At 63.1% G+C, this 23,970-nt stretch carries 20 protein-coding genes; 7 read left to right on the top strand and 13 right to left on the bottom strand.

Annotation, left to right across the window (positions count from 1 at the left end):
• The 4 genes from ACWKY3_RS01075 to ACWKY3_RS01060 all read left to right on the top strand — a co-directional run.
• Positions 1-490: arginine deiminase family protein (locus tag ACWKY3_RS01075; RefSeq protein WP_449314575.1), on the top strand; the 490-nt coding region annotated here is incomplete at its 5' end.
• A gap of 144 nt (positions 491-634) precedes the next feature.
• Positions 635-1,630 carry an ornithine carbamoyltransferase gene (argF, locus tag ACWKY3_RS01070; protein WP_449314574.1) on the top strand — a complete coding sequence of 332 codons (996 nt, stop codon included), beginning with the start codon at positions 635-637 and terminating at the stop codon, positions 1,628-1,630.
• 21 nt (positions 1,631-1,651) lie between these two features.
• Complete coding sequence (gene arcC, locus ACWKY3_RS01065) at positions 1,652-2,605, top strand: carbamate kinase (RefSeq protein WP_449314573.1); 954 nt, start codon at positions 1,652-1,654, stop codon at positions 2,603-2,605.
• Between the two features lie 195 nt (positions 2,606-2,800).
• Positions 2,801-4,402: a YfcC family protein gene (locus tag ACWKY3_RS01060; protein ID WP_449314572.1), complete on the top strand. Its 1,602-nt coding sequence runs from the start codon at positions 2,801-2,803 to the stop codon at positions 4,400-4,402.
• 98 nt (positions 4,403-4,500) lie between these two features.
• Here the strand turns inward: ACWKY3_RS01060 and ACWKY3_RS01055 are convergent, their stop codons facing one another.
• A complete protein-coding gene (locus ACWKY3_RS01055; protein WP_449314571.1) occupies positions 4,501-4,932 on the bottom strand; it encodes a GNAT family N-acetyltransferase in 432 nt (143 codons plus the stop codon).
• Positions 4,933-5,166: 234 nt separating this feature from the next.
• On the opposite strand from ACWKY3_RS01055, the gene argS reads away from it, so the two are divergent.
• Positions 5,167-6,894: an arginine--tRNA ligase gene (gene argS, locus ACWKY3_RS01050; RefSeq protein WP_449314577.1), complete on the top strand. Its 1,728-nt coding sequence runs from the start codon at positions 5,167-5,169 to the stop codon at positions 6,892-6,894.
• Positions 6,895-6,985: 91 nt separating this feature from the next.
• On the opposite strand, the gene ACWKY3_RS01045 is transcribed toward argS, so the two are convergent.
• The 3 genes from ACWKY3_RS01045 to ACWKY3_RS01035 form a co-directional block, all read right to left on the bottom strand.
• A complete protein-coding gene (locus ACWKY3_RS01045; protein ID WP_449314570.1) occupies positions 6,986-9,010 on the bottom strand; it encodes a cation:proton antiporter in 2,025 nt (674 codons plus the stop codon).
• 138 nt (positions 9,011-9,148) lie between these two features.
• Positions 9,149-10,597 carry a sensor histidine kinase gene (locus ACWKY3_RS01040; RefSeq protein ID WP_449314569.1) on the bottom strand — a complete coding sequence of 483 codons (1,449 nt, stop codon included), beginning with the start codon at positions 10,595-10,597 and terminating at the stop codon, positions 9,149-9,151.
• On the bottom strand, positions 10,594-11,340 hold the full coding sequence (locus tag ACWKY3_RS01035; protein ID WP_449314576.1) for a response regulator transcription factor: 747 nt from the start codon (positions 11,338-11,340) through the stop codon (positions 10,594-10,596). Before ACWKY3_RS01035 ends, ACWKY3_RS01040 begins: the two co-directional genes overlap by 4 nt.
• 514 nt (positions 11,341-11,854) lie before the next feature.
• Here ACWKY3_RS01035 and ACWKY3_RS01030 point away from each other — a divergent pair.
• Together ACWKY3_RS01030 and ACWKY3_RS01025 are read left to right on the top strand one after the other, a co-directional pair.
• Complete coding sequence (locus ACWKY3_RS01030; RefSeq protein ID WP_449314568.1) at positions 11,855-12,682, top strand: ABC transporter ATP-binding protein; 828 nt, start codon at positions 11,855-11,857, stop codon at positions 12,680-12,682.
• Positions 12,672-14,780, top strand: a complete 2,109-nt coding sequence (locus ACWKY3_RS01025; protein WP_449314567.1) for an FtsX-like permease family protein — start codon at positions 12,672-12,674, stop codon at positions 14,778-14,780. The genes ACWKY3_RS01030 and ACWKY3_RS01025 overlap by 11 nt, the downstream gene beginning before the upstream one ends.
• 21 nt (positions 14,781-14,801) lie before the next feature.
• Here ACWKY3_RS01025 and ACWKY3_RS01020 read toward each other — a convergent pair whose 3' ends face one another.
• The 9 genes from ACWKY3_RS01020 to ACWKY3_RS00980 all read right to left on the bottom strand — a co-directional run bounded on the left by ACWKY3_RS01020 (position 14,802) and on the right by ACWKY3_RS00980 (position 23,756).
• The gene (locus tag ACWKY3_RS01020; RefSeq protein ID WP_449314566.1) at positions 14,802-15,644 is read right to left on the bottom strand and encodes a hypothetical protein; all 843 of its coding nucleotides are present in this window, start codon (positions 15,642-15,644) and stop codon (positions 14,802-14,804) included.
• 22 nt (positions 15,645-15,666) lie between these two features.
• Positions 15,667-16,332 carry an ABC transporter ATP-binding protein gene (locus tag ACWKY3_RS01015; protein WP_449314565.1) on the bottom strand — a complete coding sequence of 222 codons (666 nt, stop codon included), beginning with the start codon at positions 16,330-16,332 and terminating at the stop codon, positions 15,667-15,669.
• Between the two features lie 22 nt (positions 16,333-16,354).
• Positions 16,355-17,149 (bottom strand): hypothetical protein, encoded by a 795-nt coding sequence (locus ACWKY3_RS01010; RefSeq protein WP_449314564.1) that lies wholly within the window; start codon positions 17,147-17,149, stop codon positions 16,355-16,357.
• Entirely contained in the window at positions 17,136-17,954 is an 819-nt protein-coding gene (locus ACWKY3_RS01005; RefSeq protein WP_449314563.1) for a hypothetical protein, read from the bottom strand. The genes ACWKY3_RS01010 and ACWKY3_RS01005 overlap by 14 nt, the downstream gene beginning before the upstream one ends.
• Positions 17,954-18,601, bottom strand: coding sequence for a hypothetical protein (locus tag ACWKY3_RS01000; protein WP_449314562.1), 648 nt, complete (start codon positions 18,599-18,601; stop codon positions 17,954-17,956). The genes ACWKY3_RS01005 and ACWKY3_RS01000 overlap by 1 nt, the downstream gene beginning before the upstream one ends.
• Positions 18,602-18,640: 39 nt before the next feature.
• Positions 18,641-19,066 (bottom strand): DUF2712 domain-containing protein, encoded by a 426-nt coding sequence (locus ACWKY3_RS00995; RefSeq protein WP_449314561.1) that lies wholly within the window; start codon positions 19,064-19,066, stop codon positions 18,641-18,643.
• 180 nt (positions 19,067-19,246) lie between these two features.
• Entirely contained in the window at positions 19,247-21,001 is a 1,755-nt protein-coding gene (locus tag ACWKY3_RS00990; RefSeq protein WP_449314560.1) for a hypothetical protein, read from the bottom strand.
• Positions 20,998-21,720 (bottom strand): RNA polymerase sigma factor, encoded by a 723-nt coding sequence (locus ACWKY3_RS00985; RefSeq protein ID WP_449314559.1) that lies wholly within the window; start codon positions 21,718-21,720, stop codon positions 20,998-21,000. The genes ACWKY3_RS00990 and ACWKY3_RS00985 overlap by 4 nt, the downstream gene beginning before the upstream one ends.
• A 380-nt stretch (positions 21,721-22,100) precedes the next feature.
• Positions 22,101-23,756, bottom strand: coding sequence for an FAD-dependent oxidoreductase (locus tag ACWKY3_RS00980; protein ID WP_449314558.1), 1,656 nt, complete (start codon positions 23,754-23,756; stop codon positions 22,101-22,103).
• Between the last annotated feature and the right edge of the window lie 214 nt (positions 23,757-23,970).

Raw genomic sequence — 23,970 nt, 5'->3', positions numbered from 1 at the left:
TGCGCACAACATCTTCAACGATCCCACCAGCCCGGTGGACACTATTCTGGCGTTCAACATCCCCAACAACCGCGCCATGATGCACCTGGACACCGTGTTCACGCAGATCGACGTGGACAAGTTCACCATCCATCCCGGCATCATGGGGCCGCTCACCGTGTTCGAGATCACCCCCGAGGGCACGGGCATCAAGGTGCGCGAGACGAGCGGCAAGCTGGAGGACGTCCTTGAGACTTACGTGGGCCGTCCGGTGGAGCTTATCCCCTGCGCCGGCGGCGACCGCATCGCGGCCGAGCGCGAGCAGTGGAACGACGGCTCCAACACGCTGTGCATCGCCCCGGGCACCGTGGTGGTCTACGAGCGCAACGACGTGACCAACGCCCTGCTCAAGGAAAAGGGCATCAACGTCATCGAGATCCCCTCGGCCGAGCTTTCCCGCGGTCGTGGCGGCCCGCGCTGCATGAGCATGCCCATCTGGCGCGAGGACTAGCCCTTACGCGCCGTTTGCTTTTCTTGTCTTTTCCGGCGCGGCGTCCCGAGGAAACGAAGGGGTCGCGCCGAAAAGAGGTGGACGGAAAACTTGGCGCCGTCCATCGTTGCACGTTTTTGTCAGAGACGACGAAAGGAACGAACCATGCCTACTAGCCTGAGCGGTCGCCACTTCCTGAGGCTCCTCGACTTCTCCACCGAGGAGATCGAGTACCTCCTGAAGCTCTCCCGCGACTTCAAGAACCTGAAGCGCACGGGCACGCCGCACCGCTACCTTGAGGGCAAGAACATCGTCCTGCTGTTCCAGAAGACGTCCACCCGCACGCGCTGCGCGTTCGAGGTTGGCGCCATGGACCTCGGCATGGGCGTGACCTACCTTGATCCGGGCAGCTCCCAGATGGGCAAGAAGGAGTCCATCGAGGATACCGCCCGCGTGCTCGGCCGCTTCTACGACGGCATCGAGTTCCGCGGCTTCGCCCAGACCGACGTCGAGGAGCTGGCCGCCAACGCCGGCGTGCCGGTGTGGAACGGCCTTACCACCGAGTGGCATCCCACCCAGATGCTCGCCGACATCCTGACCATGCAGGAGAACTTCAACTACGACATCAAGGGCAAGACCTTCGTGTTCATGGGCGACGCCGCCAACAACGTGGCCCGCTCCCTCATGGTCGTGTGCTCCAAGCTGGGCGTGAACTTCGTGGCCTGCGGCCCGAAGGAGAACATGCCCGACGCCGAGCTCATCGAGACCTGCAAGGCCATCGCCGCCGAGAACGGCTCCACGGTCAAGACGACCGAGGACATCAAGGAGGCTTGCACGGGCGCTCATGTCATCTACGCCGACGTGTGGGTGTCCATGGGCGAGCCGGACGAGGTGTGGGCCGAGCGCATCCGCCTGCTCGAGCCGTACCGCGTGACGAAGGAGGTCATGGCCATGGCCGACCCCTCCGCCATCTTCCTGCACTGCCTGCCGTCGTTCCACGACACCAACACCACCATCGGCGCCGACATCGCCGAGCGCTTCGGCGTCACGGAGATGGAGGTCGAGGACGAGGTGTTCGAGTCCAAGCAGTCCAAGGTGTTCGACGAGGCCGAGAACCGCATGCACACCATCAAGGCCGTCATGTACGCCACGCTCTCCTAAGAAAGTCGAAGGTGAATCGAAATGCCCTACACTATCGGCGAGGGTAAGACCGTCGTCATCGCGCTCGGCGGCAACGCCCTGGGCAACACGCCCCAGGAGCAGCTCGAGCTTGTGAAGAACACGGCCACCCACATTGTTGACATGATCGAGGACGGCACCAACGTCGTGGTCTCCCACGGCAACGGCCCGCAGGTCGGCATGATCAACAACGCGTTCGCCTATGCGTCCGCCAACGATGGCAAGACCCCGGAGATGCCTTTCCCCGAGGCCGGCGCCATGAGCCAGGGCTACATCGGCTACCAGCTCTCCCAGGCTATCCTCAACGAGCTTAAGGCCCGCAACATCCTGCGCTCCACCGTCAACGTCATCACGCAGACGGTCGTGGATCCTGACGATCCGGCGTTCCAGAACCCCACCAAGCCGGTGGGCGCGTTCCTGACCGAGGAGGAGGCCAAAGCCAAGGCCGCCGAGACGGGCTGGACGTACAAGGAGGATGCCGGCCGTGGTTGGCGCCAGGTGGTGGCCAGCCCCAAGCCGGTGCGCATCGTCGAGTTCGACGCCGTGCGCGACCTGGTCAACGACGGCTACGTGGTCATCTCCACGGGCGGCGGCGGCGTGCCGGTGTTCGAGGAGGGCGGCGCCTACTCGGGCGTGCCCGCCGTCATCGACAAGGACCGCTCGAGCGCTCTTCTGGCCCGCAAGCTCAAGGCCGACATGCTCGTCATCCTCACGGCCGTGGAGAAGGTGTGCGTGAACTTCAACACGCCCGACCAGAAGGCCATCGACGAGATGGACGTGGAGCAGGCGCGCGCCTACATCGAGGAGGGCCAGTTCGCCCCCGGCTCCATGCTGCCGAAGGTGGAGGCCTGCATCGAGTACGTCGAGCAGTTCCCCGCGGGCAAGGCGCTCATCACGAGCCTGGAGTGCGCTGCGGCGGGTCTGCGCGGCGAGACCGGCACCGTGATCACGGCGTAAAATCCGTTTCGGGTCCGTCGGGGCGCGCCAACGCCCCGACGGCCTGGCGGCAGCGCGGGATTTCCGTTCGGGGCGGGATTTCGCGCTGGTTGGAAGCCGGTCTGCGCGGTTATGCTTCCGCAGGGCCGGTGGGTTGAGAATTTCTCGTTCGCCAAAAAGGTATCAACTTCAATCCTCTTGTAAGGAGGGCCTTTCATGACCGAGAAAGAAAAAAGCAGAAAGAAACGCTCGCTGTCGTCGTTCACCATCCTGCTCATTATCCTGATCGCCTTGGCGCTTGTGACCGTTGCCATGTCGCTGGCGGGCGTCGAAGGCGTGACCGGGGCGACCGTCGCCAACGTGGCGACCGCTCCCGTCAAGGGCTTCACCGACGCGCTTCCGGTGTGCCTGTTCGTTTTGATCTTGGGCGGCTTTTTGGGCATCGTCACCGAGACGGGGGCTTTGGACGCCGGCATCGCCGCGCTCGTCAAAAAGCTCAAGGGCAACGAGCTGGTGCTCATCCCCATTCTCATGTTCATCTTCTCCATCGGCGGCACGACCTACGGCATGTGCGAGGAGACGGTCCCGTTCTACCTGCTGCTGGCCGCAACCATGGTGGCGGCCGGGTTCGACAGCGTGGTGGGCGCGTCGGTGGTGCTGCTTGGCGCCGGCTGCGGCGTGCTCGGCTCCACGGTGAACCCGTTCGCGGTGGGCGCTGCGGTTGACTCGCTGTCGGGGACGGGCGTCGAGGTGAACCAGGGCGTCATCATCCTGCTCGGCGTGGTGCTGTGGCTTGTGACGCTGGCCATCTCCATCGTGTTCGTCATGCGCTATGCCAAGAAGGTGAAGGAGAACAAGGGCTCCACCATCTTGTCTTTGCAGGAGCAGGAGGCCATGAAGGCCGAGTTCGGCGAGGCGAAGGACGAGGCTTCCGAGGCCGATGCGAACGGCAAGCTCATGACGGGCCGCCAGAAGGCCGCGCTCGTCGTGTTCGCGTTGACGTTCGTCGTCATGATCGTGGGCTTCATCCCCTGGGGCGATTTCGGCGTGGAGGCGTTCAACGCCGGCGCGGTCACCGAAGAGGTCACCCAGACGGTCACAGGCGACGAGATATCCGCCGCTTGGACCGACGGGAAGGTGGGCGGCGAGCTGTCCTTCTCCGGCGACGTCGAGGGAACGGTGACCACCGAGGAGCAGATCTCCCAGGGTTGGTCGGCGTTTCTGACGGGTTTGCCGCTGGGTCAGTGGTACTTTGACGAGGCGTCCACCTGGTTCCTCATCATGGCCATCGTCATCGGCATCGTGGGCGGCGTGTCGGAGAGCCGCTTCGTCAAGGCGTTCATCAACGGCGCCGCTGACATGATGAGCGTTGTGCTCATTATCGCGTTGGCCCGCTCCGTCACGGTGCTGATGGGCGAGACCGGCCTTGACATGTGGATTCTGGAGAACGCGGCGAACGCTTTGAACGGCCTGTCGGCCGTCGTGTTCGCGCCGCTGTCGTTCCTGCTGTACGTGGTGCTCTCGTTCCTCATCCCGTCGTCGTCGGGCATGGCGACGGTGTCCATGCCCATCATGGGCCCGCTCGCCAACTCGCTCGGGTTCTCCCCGGACGTGATGATCATGATCTACAGCGCCGGCAACGGCCTGGTGAACCTGTTCACCCCGACGAGCGGCGCCATCATGGGCGGTCTGGCGCTCGCGCGGGTGGAGTACTCCACGTGGCTTAAGTTCGGCGCCAAGCTGTTCGTGGTTTTGGGGGTGGTGTGCCTGATCGTGCTGACCATCGCCATGATGCTGGTGCCCGGTCCCGCCGCCTAGGCGCCTCTCGCGCCGGCTTCGGCCGGTTTCGCTTGGGATCTGGGGTCTGCGGGGCTTCCCGTCATGCGGCGGGGAGCCCCTGTTGCATGGCGGGCGGCTCAGAGCGCCTTTCTCATCCAAACGTGCTCAACGTGCTCGTCCATCTCGACCGGCCCGTACGACCGGTACCCCGAACGCTCGTAGAACGGTTCGGCGCGGCATTGCGCGTGCAAGCGCATCTCCGCGGCGCCGGCTTGGCGGGCCAGGCGCTCGGACTCCGCCAGCAGGGCGGCTCCCAGCCCGTTTCCCCGCTTGTCGGGGAGCACGGCAAGGCGGCCGAAGATCCATCGGCCGGAAGCGCCGGGCCGGTTGTCGGGGAATATCCGCGCGCAGCCCGCAAGCTCGCCGTCGACGCGCAACGTCACGTGCACGGTGCGCTCGTCGCGGTCGGTGTCGTCGAACTCGTTTCGGAAGCCTTGCTCCTCCATGAAAACGCGCGTGCGCACCATGCGCGCGCCTTCGAAGTCCCCTTGCTCGAACGTCAGCTCCACAGGATCGCTTCTTTCTCGGTCGGTTGCGGCGGGGCAGGGCCTGCCTTCGGACGTGCGGCAACGATAGCACAAACCGCCCTGCGCACCGAAGGTCTTCCGAGGTCGTATGTGCGTTTTCTGCATAAGGAGCGGCTTGCGGCCGGTTCGGCGGCGCATCGGCGCACCGCTTTGCAAGAACATGGTAGAATCAACGAACTTGCAGTTTCAGACGCTTTACGAGGAAAGATGCCCATCATGCAAATTCGCGAACAACTTGAACAGCTGATCGACGCGGCCGTTGCGGCTGCGCGTGAGGACGGCTCGCTCGTCCTCGACGAGGCTCCCGAGGCGGCCCTCGAGCGTCCGCGCGACGAGGCCAACGGCGATTGGGCGTCCACGGTGGCCATGCGCTCGGCGAAGCTCGCCAAGAAGAACCCGCGCGAGATAGCCCAGGTCATCGTCGATCATCTGCCCGAGAACGACCTCGTGCAGTCGGTGGAGGTGGCCGGACCCGGCTTCATCAACATCCGCCTGGCGCCCGCCACGCTGCAAAGCGTGGTGACCGCCGTCCGCGCCGAGAAGGGCGACTTCGGCAAGGGCGAGATCCCCGAGGGCCAGCGCAAGATCAACCTCGAGTACATCTCGGCCAACCCCACCGGCCCCATGCACGTGGGCCATGGCCGCTGGGCGGCGCTGGGAGACGCCACGGCGCGCGTCATGCGCCACGCCGGCTACGACGTGTACGAAGAGTTCTACATCAACGACCACGGCACCCAGATGGACAATTTCGGCGAGTCGGTGGCCGTGCGCTACCAGCAGCTGCTCGGCCGTGACGTGGAGATGCCGGAGAGCTGCTACGCCGGCGCGTACGTGAAGGACATCGCGCAGGCCATCATCGACGAGGACGGAGATGCGTGGCTCGACGCCGACCCGACCGAGCGCATGGAGAACTTCCGCGAGCGCGCCTACGCCTACGAGCTGGCCGAGCAGCACCGCGTGACCGAGCGTTTCGGCACGACGTTCGACTGCTGGTTCAGCGAGCGCAGCCTCTACGAGCCCGACGAGAGCGGAAAGAGCGCGGTGGACCGCAGCCTTGAGGCCATGGACGAGAAGGGCTACATCTACGTTGAGGACGGAGCCACCTGGTTCAAGTCGAGCGCGTTCGACGACGAGAAGGACCGCGTGCTCATCAAGGCCAACGGCGAGATGACCTACTTCATGAGCGACGTGGCGTACCACTACAACAAGATGGAGCGCGGCTTCGACCACCTCATCAACATTTGGGGCGCCGACCACCACGGTTACATCGCCCGCTGCGAGGCGATGCTCGCCGCCTGGGGCTGGCCCGGCGCGCTGGAGATCATGCTCGGCCAGCTGGTGAACCTGTTCCGCGACGGCGAAGCCGTGCGCATGTCCAAGCGCACCGGCGAGATGATCACGTTCGAGGAGCTCATCGACGAGGTGGGCGTGGACGCCACACGCTACCTCATGCTGGCGAAGTCGAGCGACCAGCCCATCGACTTCGACATCGAGGTGGCGAAGAAGAAGGACGCCTCGAACCCGGTGTACTACGTGCAGTACGCCCATGCGCGCATCTGCTCCATTCTGCGCAAGGCCGCGTCAGAGGCCGACGCCGCGGCCGCCGAGTCCGGCGAGCTGTCGATGGACGAGCTAGCCGCGAAGGTCATCCCGGCCGATGTGGACCTCTCGCCGCTTGCGCATGAGAGCGAGCTTGCCCTCATGCGCAAGATGGACGACTTCGGCCCGCTTGTGGCCCAGGCCGCCCGCGACCGTGCGGCGTTCCGCCTGACGCACTACGCGCAGGAGCTGGCCGCGCTGTTCCATTCGTTCTACACGAACTGCCACATCGTTGGCGAGGAGCCGGCGCTGCGCGACGCCCGTCTTGCGCTCGCCGACGCGTCCCGCATCGTGCTGGCCACCACGTTGGGCCTTTTGGGCGTGAGCGCCCCGGCAAAGATGTGAGGCGCTGCGGAGTTGAATCTGAGAAGGGGTCTCCCGCGGGCGGCCCCTTCTTCGTTTCCGGCGAACGCGTTGCGCCCGTCGAGGGCGTTCGCTACACGTTGTCCTCGAGATCGATCTGCATGAGGTAGACGTTCTCGCGCAGGCGCTTGGCGCAGGCGCGGCTCAGCTCGCCCTCCTCGTAGCGGGTCTGTATCTGCTCCAGCTCCAGGTACAACCCCATCCTCTCGATGTCGCGGGCCTTGTCCGCCGTGGTGGTGATGGCGGTGATGGAGGGCGCTGCGCTTCTCAGCGACCGCAGCACGCGCTGGTATTCGAGCAGCAGGGTGGACACGTCCTCGGTTTTCTCGGCGGAGTCGCTTGACGCCAGCTCGGCTTGCAGGTTCGCAACCACCTTCTCGCCGGACTTTATCTGCAGGTCGCGCAAAGCCTGCGTCGTCTCCGTCAGCTTGGCGCCGGGAAGCCCCCGCACCACGCGATGCCAGGTGGAGCGCAGCACGGTGCGCATGCGCGCGACGGTCTTGTGCAGCGACCAGCGGCCCGTATGACGCTCCAGCAGGTTTTCCGTGTGGGAGAGGCGGGCGAGGTAACGGTAGCCGACCAGCGGGGTGGTCTCGCCGCTTTCCACGGCTTCGGTCACGTAGTCCTGCTCCCAGCGCAGCGCCTTGAGGCGCAGCCTCACGTTCAGCTCGTCGTCGATGCCGTTATGCTCCTTGATGCGCGCGATGCGTTCGTTGTACGAGTGGATGACCATCTGCGTGGCGGCGCGATTCTCGGCGGTTTGACGCGCGGACAACTCCTCGATGACGCTGCGGAGGATGTCGAGGTTCGCCCGCGCCTCGCCTGCGCGCGCATCCTCGTTCGACGGAGCCTTCGTGGGCGCAAGCAACGGGATGACGAACGTGGCCAGAAGCAGGGTGGCCACGATGACGCCGCATGCCAGGAACATGATGAGCTGCTGCTGGGGGATGGCGCGCGGAAGCGTCAGGATGACGGCCAGCGTGACGGCGCCCTTGGGGCCGCCAAGCGTCATGATGGCGGCCGATCTCAGGTCGGCGCAGGACAGGCGCCTGTCCTGCCGTTCCCGACGCTCTTGCCCGGCCAGTTCCATGGCGAGCACCCACAGGAAGCGCACGGCGATGAGGACGAGGGTGGCAAGCAGCACATATCCGATGATGAGGCCGTTGTCTATGTGGACGTTTTCCCAGGTCTGCTGCATGGCGCGCGGCAGCTGCGTGCCCAGAAGCACGAACACCACGCCGTTTAAGGTGAACGACAGCACGCGCCACACGCTGTCGGAGACGATGTTCAGCCGCGAGACGGACGGTCCGATGGCCCGCGGCGAAATGACGTTGACCAGGCCCGCCGCCACCACGGCCAAGATACCGCTTGTGTGGAGCTGGTCGGCCACCAAATAGACGATGAACGGCGTGAACACCTCGAACAGCACGTGGAACGTCGTGTTCTCCAGCCCCCATGAGCGCACCTTGCGCACGAGGAAGTTTCCGAACAGTCCCAGCGCAATGCCCACGGCGATTCCCCCGAAGAACTCCACCAGGAACTCCCCGGCGGCGTCCATGAGGGAGAACGTTCCCGTCACCGCCGCGCCGAGCGCGAACTGAAACGCCACGATGCCCGAGGCGTCGTTGATGAGCGACTCGCCTTTGAGTATGTTCTGGGCGCGGGTCGAGATGGCCGACCCTCGGGAAAGCGAGGCCACGGCTATCGGGTCGGTGGGTCCGAGGGCCGCGCCCAGGGCGAATGCGGCCGCCAGGCCGATGGAAGGCTCTATCCAGTGGACCGTGAACCCGATGGCCAGCGCCGTGACCACCACCAGCCCGATGGCAAGCGACACGACCGGCACCTTGTTGCGCCACAACTCCGCCTTGTCGGCGTTTTTCGCCTCGTTGTACAAAAGCGGCGCTATGAACAGGACCAAGAACAGCTGCCCGCCCGAATCGTCGAAGATGATGTCGATCTGGCCGCCCGCGGCCACGGCTATGACCAACCCCAGGCCGATCTGTATGAGGGGGGAGGACACCTTGGGGACCAGCTGGTCGATGACCGAAGAGGCAAGAACGGCAGCCAGCATGAGCAGGGCGAGCATAAAGGCTTCCACGCGTGATTCTCCTTCGATTGCGCAAGGGGTTCGCCTCATATTGTAGCCTAATTCGGTCGGGACGCGGCGCGCGGATCGCGAAGACGGACCCCGGCCGCAGGGCGTCTTCCGGCGTCTTGCGCCCCCCGTCTAAGGCGATCAGGCAAGCGGTAGCGAGATCTCCACGCGAAAGCCCTTATCCGGGGCGCTTGACAGCGAAAGCTCCCCGTTGTGGAGTCGGGCGATGCGGTCGATGAGCACCAGACCCAGTCCGTGCTCCTCGCCGTAAGAGCCGGCGGCGTCCCGGGCGGTGCGCGCGCGGGCCAGGCGGCCCTCGAGCGCCGCCATCTCCGCGGCCGAAGCGCCCGCGCCGTCGTCGGCCACGCACATCACCGCGCGCCCGGCTTCGGCGCCCGGCCCCGCGGAAGGCTCGACGCGCAGCGACATTGCGATGGCGCATCCTTGCTCGTTGTGCAGTCGCGCGTTGGCCACGGCGTTTTCCACCGCGCGGGCGAGCAGGCGCTCGTCGGCCAGCACCACGGCGTCCGCCGCGCCGGGTCCCACGTCCAGATCGATCGGGTGCGTCTCGTCCAGGCCGGCGTTCGCGTGCGCGGCCGCCACCGTCCGCAGGATGCGGGCCGGGCGAACGCGCTCGAGGGAGAGCGGCCTGGCGGTGTAGTCCAGCTGCGAGGCGGTGTTGAGGTCGGTGACCAGGTCCTTGATGCGCAGGCCCTGCGCGCGGATCACAGCCGCGCCCGAGCGCGCCTCGGCGGGCATGTCGCGGTCGCCTGCGATGGCGTCGGCGTACCCGAGGATCATGGACAGCGGGGTGCGGATGTCGTGGGACACGCCGCGTATCCAGTTGGCGCGCGCGGCGTCCTTCTGCTCGATGAGGCCCGACACCTCGGTGAGGCGCTGGCCGATCTCGCGCAGGTCCCCTTTGAGGCGCACGTCGGCCGCCCGCCCCTCCGACAGGTTGTCGAGGGCCTGCGAGATGGGCGCGACGGCATTTTGGGTTCTGCGCCGCGAGACGGCGTAGAGCAGAAAGAGCAGAGCGACGTCCACGGTGAACAGGAGCAGCGCGTACAGCGGCAGGTTTCTCACGCTGTCGACGGGGTAGGTGAGCGTGAAGGTCCAGTACGTGTCCTTGGGAAAGCCCACGATCAAAAGCCCGTCGTCGCGCTTCCAGAAAAACGCCGGGTAGTCGGCGATGGCCGCGTAATGGGCGGCCATCGCCACGTCCTGGACGGAATAGGACGTCGGCACGTCGGCGGGCAGGCCGCGCGACCAGACGGCGCTCCCCTCCGCGTTAAGGAGCATGCCCCAGGCGCCGTGCGCGTCAAGGGCGCCCTCGCCGTTGGCTCCCAGCTCGAAGGCTCCGTCTTGGGAGGCGAAAAGGGCGCTGTCCACGACGCGGGTCACCGAGGAGGGGGATCCGTCGTTGTAGTTGGCCTCGGACTCGCGGTAGGCGATGACGACGTAGAGAAGGAAGTCCACCACGACGATGAGCAGCGCGCATGCCGCGAACAGCAGCAGCTGCCTGGTGAAGAAGCGCGCGAAGCCCTTGGGGCGTCGCCGCAGGTCCCGTTTGCGCTCCCAGCGCCTCACGGGCGGGTCACCAGCTTGTAGCCCAGGCCGCGCGCCGTGACGAGCGAGACGGGCTTCGACGGGTCGGCCTCTATCTTCTCGCGCAGCCGCCGGATGTGGGCCATGAGCGAGTTGTCGTAGCCAAACGACGTGCCCCAGCACGCCTCGCACAAAGCGTCGATGGTGACGATGCGCCCCGCGTTGCGCGCGAGCACGCTCAGTATCTCGTGCTCCTTGGCGGTGAGCTGCGCCGTCCCGCCGTCTGCGCGCAGCACCTCGGCGGTGGCGAAGTTCACGCGGCATGCGTCCAGCTCGAGCAGCGGGCTTTCCTCGGCGTAGCAGCGGCGCAGCACCGCGGCGATGCGCAGCATGAGCTCTTGGGGCAAAAACGGCTTGGCGATGTAGTCGTCCGCGCCCAGCGACAGGCCGCTCACGCGGTGGAAAGGCTCGTCTTTGGCCGTGAGGAACACTGCGGGCGCGCTCGCGTAGGCGGGGCGCTCGCGCAGGCGCGCGAGCAGCTCGAAGCCGTCCATGCGCGGCATCATGACGTCGAGGACGAACAGCTGGTAGCGCTCGGAAGCGCCCGTGCGGCCGTCTGCGCGGGCGAGCGCCTCCTCGCCCGAGTGCGCGACGTCCACGCAGGCAAAGCCCGCGCCATGCAGGATGGCGGCCACCATGTCCGCCAGGTCGCGCTCGTCGTCCACCACCAGGATGCGCTTGTCGCGCAGATGCCCGTCCACCATGCCGAACCCGCCCGTCGCCACTTCCAACCTCCCTTTCTCGTTTCGCACCGCATTATGCCACAGCTTCGCGCCGCATTCCGCGAGGCGCGCGCAAGCGTAAGGAGGCCGCAAGGCGGGGCGGGGCGAGGGCGGGTCCTTGCGCTGCGAAAAGGCTCCGACGGGTTTTCGCTCGTCCCGGCGGGTCCGCGTCGTCTTGCTCCGAACCTGCCGCAGGCCTTCGTTTGGCGAGAAATCACCGAAGTCGGAAACCTTCTGCGTCCGATGCCGCCGAAACACCTGGTCGCTCAAACCGAAGCGGACCGAAGCGCTTCAAGATGGCATGAAAAGGCCCCCGGAGCTTCCGATTTCGGTGATTTCTCGCCAAAGAGGACGCATGCGCCGTCGGACGCCGCTCCAGCGGACTTCCGCGGGGCCGCTCGATCCCTTTCTGCCCCGCGTTTCGTAAGGCAATCGCAAGGAAGGCGCGCCAAGGCCGTAAGGTGCGGCTTCTAGACTGAAGGGCGAAGAGAGGAACCGATGCGAAAGGAGACGGAGCATGAGGCATGCGACGCAGGGCGCGGCCACGGTGGTGGAGGTGCGCAACGTGAGCAAGCGCTACGGCGCGCGGGGAGGCAGGCGCGCGGACGCCAGCATCACGCAGGCGCTTGATCGGGTGAGCTTCGCGGTTGCCGAAGGCGAGTTCGTGGGGATCATGGGGCCGTCGGGTTCGGGCAAGTCGACGCTTCTGAACTGCCTGGCCACCATCGACGCGCCCACGAGCGGGCAGATCGTCGTGGGAGGGCGCACGGTCACCGACCTGCGCGGCCGGGCGCTCAGCGATTTTCGCCGGGACGACCTCGGCTTCGTGTTCCAGGACGCGAACCTGCTGGACACGCTCACGGCCTACGAGAACATCGCGCTCGCGCTCACCATCCAGCGCGTGCCCGCCCGCGAGATAGACGCGCGCGTTGTTGAGGCGGCGCGGACGCTTGGCATCGAGGAGGTGCTGGAAAAGCACCCCTTCCAGATGTCGGGCGGGCAGCGCCAGCGCGTGGCGGCCGCGCGCGCCACGGTGACGCGGCCGCGTTTGGTGCTGGCGGACGAGCCCACAGGCGCGCTCGACTCCAAGTCGGCCGCCGCGCTGCTCGAATCGTTCGCGCGGCTCAATGCGCGCGGGGCCACCATCCTCATGGTCACGCACGACGCGGTGTCGGCAAGCTACTGCGGGCGCATCATCCTCATCAAGGACGGCCGCCTCTACGGCGAGCTGCGCCGCCAAGGGGCGGATCGCTCGGCGTTCCACCACCGCATCGTGGAGGTGGTCGCCGACATGGGCGATGCCGAAGGCGCGGAGGGGGAGGAGGTGGCGGCCCATGCTTGTTAGGCTCGCCCTTGGCAACGTCCGCAAGTCCGTCTCGGACTTCGGCGTGTACTTCCTCACGGTCATGCTGGGCGTGGCGGTGTTCTACGCGTTCAACTCCATGACGGCCCAGCAGGGCGTGCTCGCGTTCTCCGAGACGCAGGACAGGATGTTCGACCTTTTGGGCATGGTGATCGGCGGGGTGTCGGCGTTCGTGGCGCTGGTGCTGGTGTTTTTGGTGGTGTATGCCAGCCGCTTCCTCATCAGGCGGCGCAAGAAGGAGTTCGGACTCTACCTCATGCTGGGCATGCGCACCGGCGACGTGGTGCGCATCGTGGCCGTCGAATCGCTTATCGTGGGAGCGGCGTCGCTTCTGGCAGGGCTGGCGCTGGGGTTTGCGCTCTCGCAGCTTCTGCTGTGGGTGACCTCGGCCCTGTTCCAGGCCGGCGTGGCCGAGGCCGCCGGGTTCGCGTTCGTGTTCTCGGCCGACGCGCTCGCGCAGACCGCGGCCGTGTTCGTCGCCATCTTTGCGGTGGCGGCCGTGCTGAACGCGCGCACCGTGGCGCGTGCGAGGCTCATCGACCTTCTGCATGCCGCCCGGCAAGGCGAGGACATGAAGCTGACGAGCCTTCCGCTGTCGCTTGCGCTGTTCGCGGTGGCGGTGGCCCTCATCGGCGCGTCGTACAAGCTGCTCATGGACAACGGCCTCGCAGAGCCCTCGCCCGAGTTCGCGGCCGCCACGGTGCTCGTGTGCGTGGGAACGGCGCTGTTCTTCTACGCGTTGTCGGGGTTTTTGCTGAAGCTTGTGCAGCTGGTTCGGCCGCTGTACTTGCGCGGGCTCAACATGTTCACGCTGCGGCAGCTCAACGCCAAGGTGAACACCACGTTCGCGTCGCTGTCCGTGGTGTGCCTGGTGCTGTTTTTGGCCATCACGAGCGTGTGCGGCGGCATCGGCATCAGAGGTGCGCTCGTCGGTGCGATAGAGGCGAGCACGGCCTACAGCGCCACCGTGTCCACGAGCTTCGGCGCCTACACTTCCGAGACGGGCTACGTGCCCGCCGACCTGGGCGCGTTCGGCGCGTTCGCAAAGGAGCGGGGCTGCGACGCCGCGGCCGGCCTGCGCGCAAGCGCGCAGGCGATAGGGGCGGGGGACTTCGACGCCCTGGTGGAGGACGCAGCTCAGCTCGATTTGCTGGTGGATCCCGACGACGGCCTGACCATGGCCGACGTGGAGGAGGCGAGCGGGCTTGTCCTCGCCGACTTCGCCGGCGCGTCCGTCAACGACGGCTATGGGAAATACCCTGTGCACCTGATGCGGCTCTCGCAGGTGAACGCCGTGCTCGAGCTGGCGGGCAAGCCCGCGATAGAGCTGGGCGAGGGGGAGTGCGCGGTGTTCAGCGACTCCGACATCACGCGCGACTTCTACGAGCAGGTGGTGCGCCGGGGCGCGTCCGTCGAGGTGGGCAGGCGCGCGCTCAAGATGGCGTCCTTCCACGGCGACACGCTGCAGACCACGACGATGCCCCTGAACACGGGCGCGATCGCCGTGCCCGACGACGCCGTGCCCGAGGATGCGGCCATCGTCCAGACCATTCTGAACGTGCAGTGCGCCTCAGACGAGGACGAGGCCGCGTTCGGCGAGCTGGCGGAGGCCGTGTCGGAGGCGGAAGAGCCCGACACCTGGCCCGTCACGCTGTCGCTCACGCGCGGGGAAGTGCTCGAGCAGAGCATCGGGCTGTCCACTGTGGTGGCGTATCTGGCCGTCTACCTGGGATTCGTGCTGGTGGTGGCGTGCGCGGCCATACTGGCCATCCAGCAGCTCTCCGACGCCTCCGACAGCGCGCCGCGCTACGGCCTTCTGCGCAAGCTCGGCGCGGCGAACGGCATGATCTCCGGATCGATCTTCGCGCAGGTGCTCGTGTACTTCCTGTTCCCGCTCGTGCTGGCGGTGGCGCATTCGGCGTGCGCGCTTGCGGTGGTCACCGACGTGGTGGCGGTGTTCGGGCATCTGGACATCGGTGAGACGGCGCTGGTGTGCGCAGCGTGCTTCCTCGCGGTGTACGGCGCGTACTTCGCCGTGACGTTTTTGGGCGCGCGTCGGCTCTCGTTCACGGGCGAGTGAGTCTGCCTGCGCATTCAGGATTCAATCTTTCGATTGCTCGATGAAATCCTTTTTCGACAAAACGAAAGCCCCGCAAACTGTTAACGCCGCAATCCATGTTAGATTGAGAAGAACGATTTGATGCCCTGGATAGCAGCCCGCGACCAGGGCATCTATGCGAAGAAGCATACCGGAATCACCTAAAAGGAACGTTGAGGGCAGGTAGATGGAGATGACCATGTATCCAAGCGTTGCGCCGAGGCTGAGTTCCGACGAAATAATGAGCGACAGTGAGATCTGCGTCAAACAAAGAGCAAACGAGCAGAGTGGCGGGATTAGCACAGATAGTATGAGCGCGTATGGTTTTGCGGAGTCGGAAGGAGGCGCCAGGTTGCTTTCCCCAGGAAAGGCACGCTCGGCATGGAACTCGAAAATGCTGCTACCGAAGAGGAGAGAGGCAGTTGAGAAAACGAATGCGCACCATAGGTAAAACAGCACAACTATTGTTAGAGCGCTTATAAATTTCGACAGCCACCATTTCAAAGTGCTGCCGGTTCTTGGCAGAGCATGCGCGGCTGTTGCTCGCAGCTCTTGAGACGTGTGAAAGCCGATGGACAACAGTAGTGTCAGCTGTGTAAGCATCCAGCCTGCAGGTAGGATGAAAGCCTTTTCGTCTTGCAATTGGAAAGGTTGGGAGCCTCCGAAAAATGAAGCCCATATGTCAATGGCCGATAAGGCTGATTCGCTTGTGCCAATGACCTCTGCTTGTTGGAAGGCATGTACAGTTGCCGCAACGGGCAGGATCGCCATCAAGGCAAAGACTGCCGTATAGCGACCAAAAATGGCTGCTGTGTCGGCTTTCGCTATTCTGAAAAGGCTTCGCATGGTTGCGTTGCTTCTGTCGATCCTATGCGTTTCCCGAGGCGTGAGGCTTCATGTTAACGCTGTCAATAAGGCGTCCATGGTGCATGATCAGGCGCATCTCTTCCATTTCCCCTAATTCTGTCGCGTCGTGGCTCGCCACGACGATCAGCCGCCCTTCGCGCCTGACAGATTCTATGATCTCTTTTGCCATTATGACGCCGCTTTCATCCAAAGCGTTGAACGGTTCGTCCAGCAAGACGATCCGGGGTTTTTCCATGGTGGCGCAAGCAATGGCCAAGCGTTTCTTCATCCCGAGGGAGTATTTCCCATAGGGCCTTTTGTCCAGGGGGTCTAGTCCGACAAGTTCGAGGGCCTGCTTGACTTCGTCGGTGCTTATAAGGGATTTTATGGATGCAAGCAAGCTGAGATTTTGCAGTCCGGTGTATTTTGGCAGGAACGATGGAGAGTCTACGAGCAGTCCTATGCTGGGAGGGAATTCGATATCCTTTTTCAGCTCTTGTCCATCGATGAGCACTTTTCCGGAGGTGGGCCGTATGAGTCCTGCTATAGCACGCAAGAGCATCGTTTTGCCCGATCCATTTTCCCCTCGTATGGTGTACACCACTCCTGGATTCAATGAGCAGGATATGTTGTCTAAAACCGTCGTTCTACGGATTTTCTTCACAAGATTGATAATTTGAACACTCATAAAAAACCTTTCTTGAGGTTGGTCAAAGATTCCGGTATTCGCGCCTCTCCGTGCACTTACAGCTTCCAATGGCTAAAACCGTGATCAGGATTATCGTTGAGACAGCCAAAGGGGCGATGTAGAAAACGCGTTCATAATCTGCAAACATAAAGTAGCCGGATCCTATAATTGCAGGCAACCGAACAAACGCCAAACTTAGATTGGAAAGCGTAATTGCGATCCCAAAACAGGCTATCTCCGAGCGCAGCAAAAGAACCGCAAGCAGAAAAAGGGCGACTTCGAGAAGTACGGTGCTGAAGGTGTCAAACCAGATTACCGAAGCTGCCTCCACCGGTGACGGTTCATGGTTCATTTCGATGCCGGTTAAAGAGGTGAACAGTGTTGATTTCCGCAGTGCGAAATCAGTAATTCCATGTTTCTCGAAAAACACTATCCCCAATGCTACGCAGTACAGCATTGACATTGCTAACGAAGCCAGTACGCTGATGAAAACTCGCCTTTTCCAAATATGGGGCGTGCTGCAGCGCGTGAAGTAAGGATATGTGTGGTCATGTTTCATAAGCGAGAGCGTGATCAGTATTGCGAGCGGGCCGAGCATGACTTGAGGCATTGGCAAAAGGCCATAGGGCGGGGAAGTGAGCATGATCAATTCGTCCAAGGGGGCGACGCTTGTTTTCCAGCCCCCTGCAAATTCCGTTAACTGGTCTTGTTCGATTAATATGCATGCCAAAAGCACGACAAAAAGCAGGCAGAATCCGCCGCAGTGAGATTCCGCAAAGAGCAGACACTCTCTGAACCACGCCTTACCTCGATCCATCTGCACGCCAGTTCCAGATGAGGGATGCTGCTTCGAGAAGTAAAAGAGATAGTAAAAATATCAGAACATTTTCAAATCTTAAATCCCATTGCGGCTGATCGGGGCGCATGAACGATACTGGTGACAGCCAAACAGTCGATCCGGTTCCAAAAATATATGTAAGAATTGTACATATAAAAAGAGAAGAACACAGTACGATCAAGCGGTTTCCCAAAATACGTGATAAAGAGAGGGGGATGCAAGCGAGAAGCCCGGAGGTTGCGGCTATGAGAAGCAAGAACCACGCATTGTATAGAAATATGTTGCTGTAATAGACATCTCCCCACATCGAGTATGGAAAAATTGGAAAAAGGCCTGATGCGGCATTCGGCTCGACGAATGGCAGGAACATTGCCGTCAAGAAAAAATCTACAATCAACGGTATGCTGGCTACGAGCGCGCCTGCTAAAAACGTCGCAGCGTATTTTGACGCCAAATACACGAGGGCTGGGCTGCGGGATGCGATTTGCTCTCTCCATCCGCTTACGGCGTCCTCGTATAAGGAGTCGGAAAAGGGAACGCAAACCATAAGCGGTACAAGGAAGAAATACAGAGCTGGATAAACGGTTCCCGGCCAGCCTCCTATCCAACGATTGAAAACAGACAGCGGATACCCTGTTAACTCTATGTACATAGATTGATCTAGAGATGCCGGGATCACTGAAGTTGCAATATGCGCTGCCACGATTGCGAGAAGGCATAATAAAGCGATAGCAAGCCTTCGGTTAAGGAAGGCCCTTCTTAGTTCCAGTTTCAAGACGTTCACTATTGGGATCCCTCCCAAACGCGGACGGATATTTCGTTGGGATAGTCGAGCAACACGGCATCGAACGGCAAATTGTTCACGTTTTCCCATTGAGCTTCAGAAAACGTATCTTCGCGAAGAGCGTAGACGGCGTACACAGACTTGCTTTCACCCGGTTGGACGCGGTAGTCTTCTATATGTTCGTCACCGTTGAACATTTTCGTGTCGTTGGGCTCGATGACCGTTGACCATGAATCCGATGTGAGCTTGAACCACAGAAGAGGAGTTTCTTCTTCGCCGTCGTTCGATACGATCATTTCGACGATCAAATACTTCGGTTTGTCGTACTTGCGCCATTCTGAACCCAAGAGGGGATTCCAGTTGGGATACAGATGGTATATTTCGTCCATCGTCATGATGGAGCTGCTGGTAAATCGTATTGATACGTTATCGGAAGCCGTGCGTTTGTTCATGGTGAGGTTCGAGATGTCTATCTCATCGTTCAATGCGTAATCTGTTTTTGGGGACGATTGCTGCATAGAAGAGTTGCTTTCTGGGGCCATCGCAACGTTCTTGAAAGTCGAGTTCACTTGCTGAATTCGCATGATGCTCGCTGAAATTCCGACAAACACCAAGATCGAGATAAGCGCCACAATGATTTTTTTCATAGCAATCTCCGTTGGGCGGGTTCCGGTTTGGATGCGCATCTAAATGCTATCGGGGCTCCAAATACCTTCGGTGTGGATGGTGTAATTATAGTTTTTGTTGTGGAACCGTAGGAAGCAGTAAGCGGTGACATCGGTGCGAGGGCGATTTTCCATCACGTAGTTATCGATGTACTGCGCGCCGCGACCTACGGGATATTCTGGACCCCATGTGTAAACACTGCCCATTTGGTATCCGTTGGATTGGACGGTGGCGGTGCCTGTGTTGCTTGTGCAATTAACGTACGAGGAGGTGTAATCGTATTTTGCCCGGTTCTCGGTGTCGCTGCTCTGCCAATAAGAGAGGTTGAAGGAAAACGGCGTGTCGCCAGAGTTGCCTGCGTAAGCTGCGACCATTGGGCAAAGCGCGGCAGCGAAGCCCAAGCACAATACTCCAGCGAGTATTCTTGAGCTGAGGGTCTTTTTCATAGAAACCCTCCTAACATAAAACAAACGGAACCCGCTTATATTGTATTGTATATAAATAATTAATGAAACACAAATATTTGTGCATTTGCATAAATATTTTCATAGTGAGTGAGTAAATCGTTAGCAATCAAATCTTTCCGGGCGGCGGAGGAGCGCATCTCCTCCGCCCGTTTACGTGCGCTATCCCTGGGCGCCCAACGCGAAGGCGGCCGGGTCCGAGTCGGGGTTGCGGTTTGGAACAAGGCACAGGCCCTCGTCGGAAAGGGCGCTTGCGGGCGCTGCGCGCAAAAGGGTGATGCGCGCCTCGCCGCTTGGGGCCAGCACGACGTTTTGGGGATGGTCCTCTGAGACCGAGGCGTCGCCTGAGGCTGTGAAGTCTAGGTCGTAGCCGCCTCTGACCAGATCGTAGGTACCGTCGTCGTGGCGCACGGCCAGTTCGAGCAGGACGCCCGAGCGCGGCCATATCAAGACCGCCTCGTCGCCCGGATTGCGCACGGTGACCGAGACGAGGGCGAAGCGGTGCGTGCCGCCCGAGAGCGTGCCGTCGTCGTTGTGCCCGTAACCCCACACTTCGCGAGCGCACTTGTCCATGTAGGAGAGGTTGCCCAGCCAGCCGTGCTCGACGAACGCGCAGGAGGCGAGGTCGGTGCCTTCGGGCAGGGCGTCGAGGGCCTCCACGGACACATCGCTCATTTCAAGCGACGACGTTCTCATCTCGCCGGTGACGTAGTCCTCCCAAGGGTTGTCGAAGGTAAGCATCTCATCGGCGCTTACCAGGGAGTCCTCGGAAAGCGTTGCGTCCACGCGTCGCCCGTCCGCCTCGCGCGTGGCGCGCACCAGGTTGTCCTGGCGTTCGATGACGCCGGCCGGCAGCACCTCGTCCGCGCGGTCGTTGGCCTCGTCAAGCGGAAGCGGGAAGGCCCTATCGCCAGCCTCTACCACCTCGCCGAAAAGCGACTTCGCGGCCTCTGCGCGCTCGATGTCCTCCTCCGTGGCGCGCTCGGTGGTTACCTCCACCGCGCCGCCCTCCGTGCGCTCGATACGGAATGTGCCCACATGCAGCTCGATCACCTGGGTGGATGTGCGCCCGTCCTCGAAGGTGACGGTGATTGTGAGCCGCTGCCCCTCGAAGCGGTCCATCAAAGACGACAGCGGGTCGTCCACGACGGGGTCTTCCTCGGGGGCGTCCCCTTCGTTCGTCCAGAACCCGAACAGCGTCGAGCCGTCCGCGATGCCCGGGTCGTCCTGGGCGCGAAGGTCGATGGTGGAGCCCCAAAGCTTCGTGAGCCCGACTTTCGTCTGCCCGCCAACGGTCTGGGCCATCACCAGGTCGTAACCGCCGTAATAGTCGCCTGTGCCGCGCGAGGTGGGCTTCCAGCTTGCAAGCTCGCGGGACCGCTCGCTTTCCGTGTCGGGGACGTCCTCGAACACGGTCCGGTACAGCGCGCCGCCTGTCAGGTTGGCCTGCACGCGCGCTATCCCTTCGCCTTCCACATGGAACAGGCAGCCGGAAAAGAACCCGCTTGCCTGGTAGTCCTCGCTGCCCATGAGGCGGTAGCCCATGTCGCGGTCGAACACGACGACGTCGCCCTCGCCGGGGGAGAGCACGGAGCTGCCGTCGCTGGCGTAGGCGCGGACGGAGAACCCGCTTTTCTCGGCGGCCTCGTCAAGCGCGATGCCCGATTCGTTCGCGCCCCTGAAAAGTCCTGGGAGGGCCGGCGTCCCCGCGATGGCGAGCGCGCCGGCCAGCAGGCAGGCCGCCGCCCTGACCCAGCGTTTCGCCGCAGGGCGGGAGGGACGCGCGTCCGCGCGCTTGCGCGGGGCGGGGCGCGCGGCGCGCCCTGTGCACTCGGCCGTCGCCCGCTTCAACTCTGGTGAGACTGCGACGCGCTCTTGCAGCGCCGCGTACTGCTCGCGGAACTCTCGCTCGTTCATGGTCGTTCTCCTAACTCGATCCGAAGGGCCTTGCGCGCGCGATGGAGGTGGGAGCGCACGGTGGCCGGTCGCTCCCCGGTGATCCGCGCCACCTCGTCGGTGGAGTAGCCCTCGAAGTAATGCAGGTGCACGGCTGCGCGCTGCCTGCCGGTGAGCCGGCCGAGGGCCTCCTGCAGCCGGTCGAGCCGCTCGTCGTCGGCGTCCGGCGGCTCCGGGGCCGGAACGGATTTCGCCGCGTCCTCGTCGAAGATCGCCCGCCGCCGCTTCCAAGGAGCGCGATGCGCATCGTTGCAGCAGTTCACGGTCACGCGCAGAAGCCACGCCTTGGCGTGCTCGTCGTCGGCGAACCGCGGGGCCGATTGGAACAGGCGCAAGAACACCGTCTGGAACACGTCTTCGGCGTCGGCCGCGTTGCCCATGCGGCTGCGGGCAAGCCTGAGCACCGCGTCGCCCCAACGGTCGATGGCGGCCTCCACCTCGGCGGCCGATGCCGTGCGCGCGGGGGAGGGGCTTGTGGCGGCGCTATCGGGCGTAGCGGCGGTCGTCTCGGGCGGACGCCGATCGCCGGGGAGCGCATGGCGCGTCTGGAGGGGCGCTTCGGGGTCGTCGGGGCGGGCGTCGGCCGCGGCGCGGCGGCCGCTTGCGGCGGCGCGCCGGGTCTCGGACGGAAGGCCGCCGACGGTGCGCGGTGCGCCGCATGCTTCGCAAGCTGGGTCCATGGTCTTCCTCCTTTCGCTTCCAACACGGTCAGGCGGCGGGTTTTGTTGCGCTCGGATAGAAAACGTTCGGAAAACGCGACAGGCCGGCCCGCGTCAGCGGCGGTTTGGCAGAGAGCTTTCGAAGGACGGGGCCGAACCGCCGTTGAAGGCGACGTTTCCCCAGTCAATGGCTCCTTGGAACAGTACCTTATCGGAGGCCGCCTCTGTCTCGCACGTCGACGCCGCCGGCGTGAATGGCGACCCGCGCGGCGCGCTCGGCGTTGGCTCACCTTCCGCCGCATTGCCGAAGGCGTCGCGAAGAAAGGGGGCGCGATGCGGACATTGACCGCGTCGCGCCCCCTTTCCAAGGAGGTCTTTGCGTCGGTTCGAAAGACGCTGGATCACTCCCAGTTGTCGAGGGAGGAGACGTCGACCGCGGCGATGTAGGCGAACACCATGCCGGGGCCTATCGACCCACCGCTGCTCGGATAGACGATGCCCCCGATGGAGGCGGCGGTGCTGGTGGCGTAAAGCCGGGGGATGATCCCTCCGATCGCTGCGTTCACCTGAGCTTTCTCATTGACGCTGATGCCGCCCACGGTGGTTTGGTGAAATTGGCAGACCTTCACCGCGTAGTAGGGGCCCTCGCCCAAGGGCACGATTCCCTCGCGCCCGTACTCGGTGTCGATGCCTCCGTTGGCGGCGTCTTCCTGCCAGCGGGCCATCGTGTTCACGAAGTTGCGCTTGTCGATGCCGGCGGCTTCGGCCAGCTCCTCGAAAGTCTCTCCTTTCGAGAGCCAACCAGGGGTGGGGCTGATTTGGTCGTATCCGTGCTCCGCGGCCGTTGCTGCGTCGATGATGCCGAAGGAGTAAGGGGTGTAGCGGTATTCGAAGGCTGTTTCCTCGCGCGCGTCCATCCCTCCCCATGCCGCCATGGTGGAGTAGTTGCCGGGTTCTTTGTAGAAACGCTGCCCCATGCGACTCACGATGGGGGCTATCTTTCCGGGACCGAAGGTCCACGAGCTTGCGCCGTTTAGGATCGACTCGCTGAAATCAGAGCGCTGCGCATAGATGGGAAGGGGCTCGCCTGCTTCGATGGCGTCGCTTCCGTAGATCTCCGGCATGATCCCCCAGCCTCGGTTGGTCTGGCTGATGGCGGCTCCGGCCCCTAGGGCCATCAGGAGTCCGTCTCCCGTGCAGGTTTCGACTGCCCAGGTGTAGCATGAGGTGTATGGAAGCAGCTGCTTGCAGAGCTCTTGGTTGTGGTCGTATGAGCCTGTTCCGATTATCACGCCTTTGCGGGCCTTGATGCTGATTTCCTTCCCTCCGTCCTCGGCGATGACGCCCAGGACCTCCTGCCTGCCATCGTCCATCTGGCGGGTGACGAGGCGCTTGGCAGGGGTGGAGGCAAGAATCTTCCCGCCGGCTTCGGTGACCGTGTCTATCTGGGGCTGTTGGAATCCGCTTCCGGTGGTCGCTTTGGGGTTGTCTTCCTTCGGGACGCCGAGGACGCCGTGGACGTCTTCGTACCCCGAGATGCTGGGGGTGAGCGACGTTTGGAAGAGTTGGAAGTTGACGCCCGCCTTGTCAATGAGGAAATCGATCATTTTCGGTCCCTCGTCAACGTATGCTTTGATCTGGGCCGGGGTTGCGAGCTCGTGCGGGTTGCAGGCGGTGAGGTACTCAAGCGCCCGGTCGTAGCTGTCATCGGGGGCGAGGCTGCTGCAAGGGACGAAGGTCTTGCCTCCCGAGGTGATGGTGGTGCCCCCCACCATGGAGCTTTTTTCGAGCACGATTGTTTCAAGCCCGTTGACGGCGCAATAGGTTGCCGCCGGCATGACGGTGCCCGTTCCGATGACCACCACGTCGCACTCTTGGTCCCACGACTCGGGGATTCCCGCCGCCGCGATCGGGGCGGCTCCTCCTTCGGTGGGCGCGGAGCATCCTGTGAGTGCGGCCATGCCGAGCGCTCCCGCTCCGAGAGCCGCCGCTCCAAGGAAGCTTCGCCGATCGATGCCCTTCGGCTTTGCGGCCGCTTGCCCATTTTCGTTTGCCATGTTCCCGTCCTTTCTCCTTCGCGCTCTGCTGTCGAGCGATCGGAGTCGCATCGTAGGGGGGAGGGGACCCGGATGTCTTCGTCCTGAAAGGTGGAGAAACGGATGATGGGGGGAATTCGGGTATTTCATCCAAAACGGTGGAGGAGCTGAGCGCTCTAGCCCCTTCCAAAAGGCCATTGCTCGATTGAAGCGGTCTTCGTCTTTTTCTATAATC

The organism is Rubneribacter sp. (assembly GCF_965361815.1).
The sequence above is the reverse complement of the archived record's forward strand: the minus strand, read 5'-3'. Positions and strand labels throughout refer to the sequence as shown.

Coding starts and splice junctions, on each gene's coding strand:
- ACWKY3_RS01010 (WP_449314564.1), bottom strand. CDS start 17,149: ATGGATCGAGGTAAGGCGTGGTTCAGAGAGTGTCTGCTCTTTGCGGAA.
- ACWKY3_RS00990 (WP_449314560.1), bottom strand. CDS start 21,001: ATGAACGAGCGAGAGTTCCGCGAGCAGTACGCGGCGCTGCAAGAGCGC.
- ACWKY3_RS01030 (WP_449314568.1), top strand. CDS start 11,855: ATGAGGCATGCGACGCAGGGCGCGGCCACGGTGGTGGAGGTGCGCAAC.
- argF (WP_449314574.1), top strand. CDS start 635: ATGCCTACTAGCCTGAGCGGTCGCCACTTCCTGAGGCTCCTCGACTTC.
- argS (WP_449314577.1), top strand. CDS start 5,167: ATGCAAATTCGCGAACAACTTGAACAGCTGATCGACGCGGCCGTTGCG.
- ACWKY3_RS01000 (WP_449314562.1), bottom strand. CDS start 18,601: ATGAAAAAAATCATTGTGGCGCTTATCTCGATCTTGGTGTTTGTCGGA.
- ACWKY3_RS00985 (WP_449314559.1), bottom strand. CDS start 21,720: ATGGACCCAGCTTGCGAAGCATGCGGCGCACCGCGCACCGTCGGCGGC.
- ACWKY3_RS00980 (WP_449314558.1), bottom strand. CDS start 23,756: ATGGCAAACGAAAATGGGCAAGCGGCCGCAAAGCCGAAGGGCATCGAT.
- ACWKY3_RS01025 (WP_449314567.1), top strand. CDS start 12,672: ATGCTTGTTAGGCTCGCCCTTGGCAACGTCCGCAAGTCCGTCTCGGAC.
- arcC (WP_449314573.1), top strand. CDS start 1,652: ATGCCCTACACTATCGGCGAGGGTAAGACCGTCGTCATCGCGCTCGGC.
- ACWKY3_RS01020 (WP_449314566.1), bottom strand. CDS start 15,644: ATGCGAAGCCTTTTCAGAATAGCGAAAGCCGACACAGCAGCCATTTTT.
- ACWKY3_RS00995 (WP_449314561.1), bottom strand. CDS start 19,066: ATGAAAAAGACCCTCAGCTCAAGAATACTCGCTGGAGTATTGTGCTTG.
- ACWKY3_RS01015 (WP_449314565.1), bottom strand. CDS start 16,332: ATGAGTGTTCAAATTATCAATCTTGTGAAGAAAATCCGTAGAACGACG.
- ACWKY3_RS01060 (WP_449314572.1), top strand. CDS start 2,801: ATGACCGAGAAAGAAAAAAGCAGAAAGAAACGCTCGCTGTCGTCGTTC.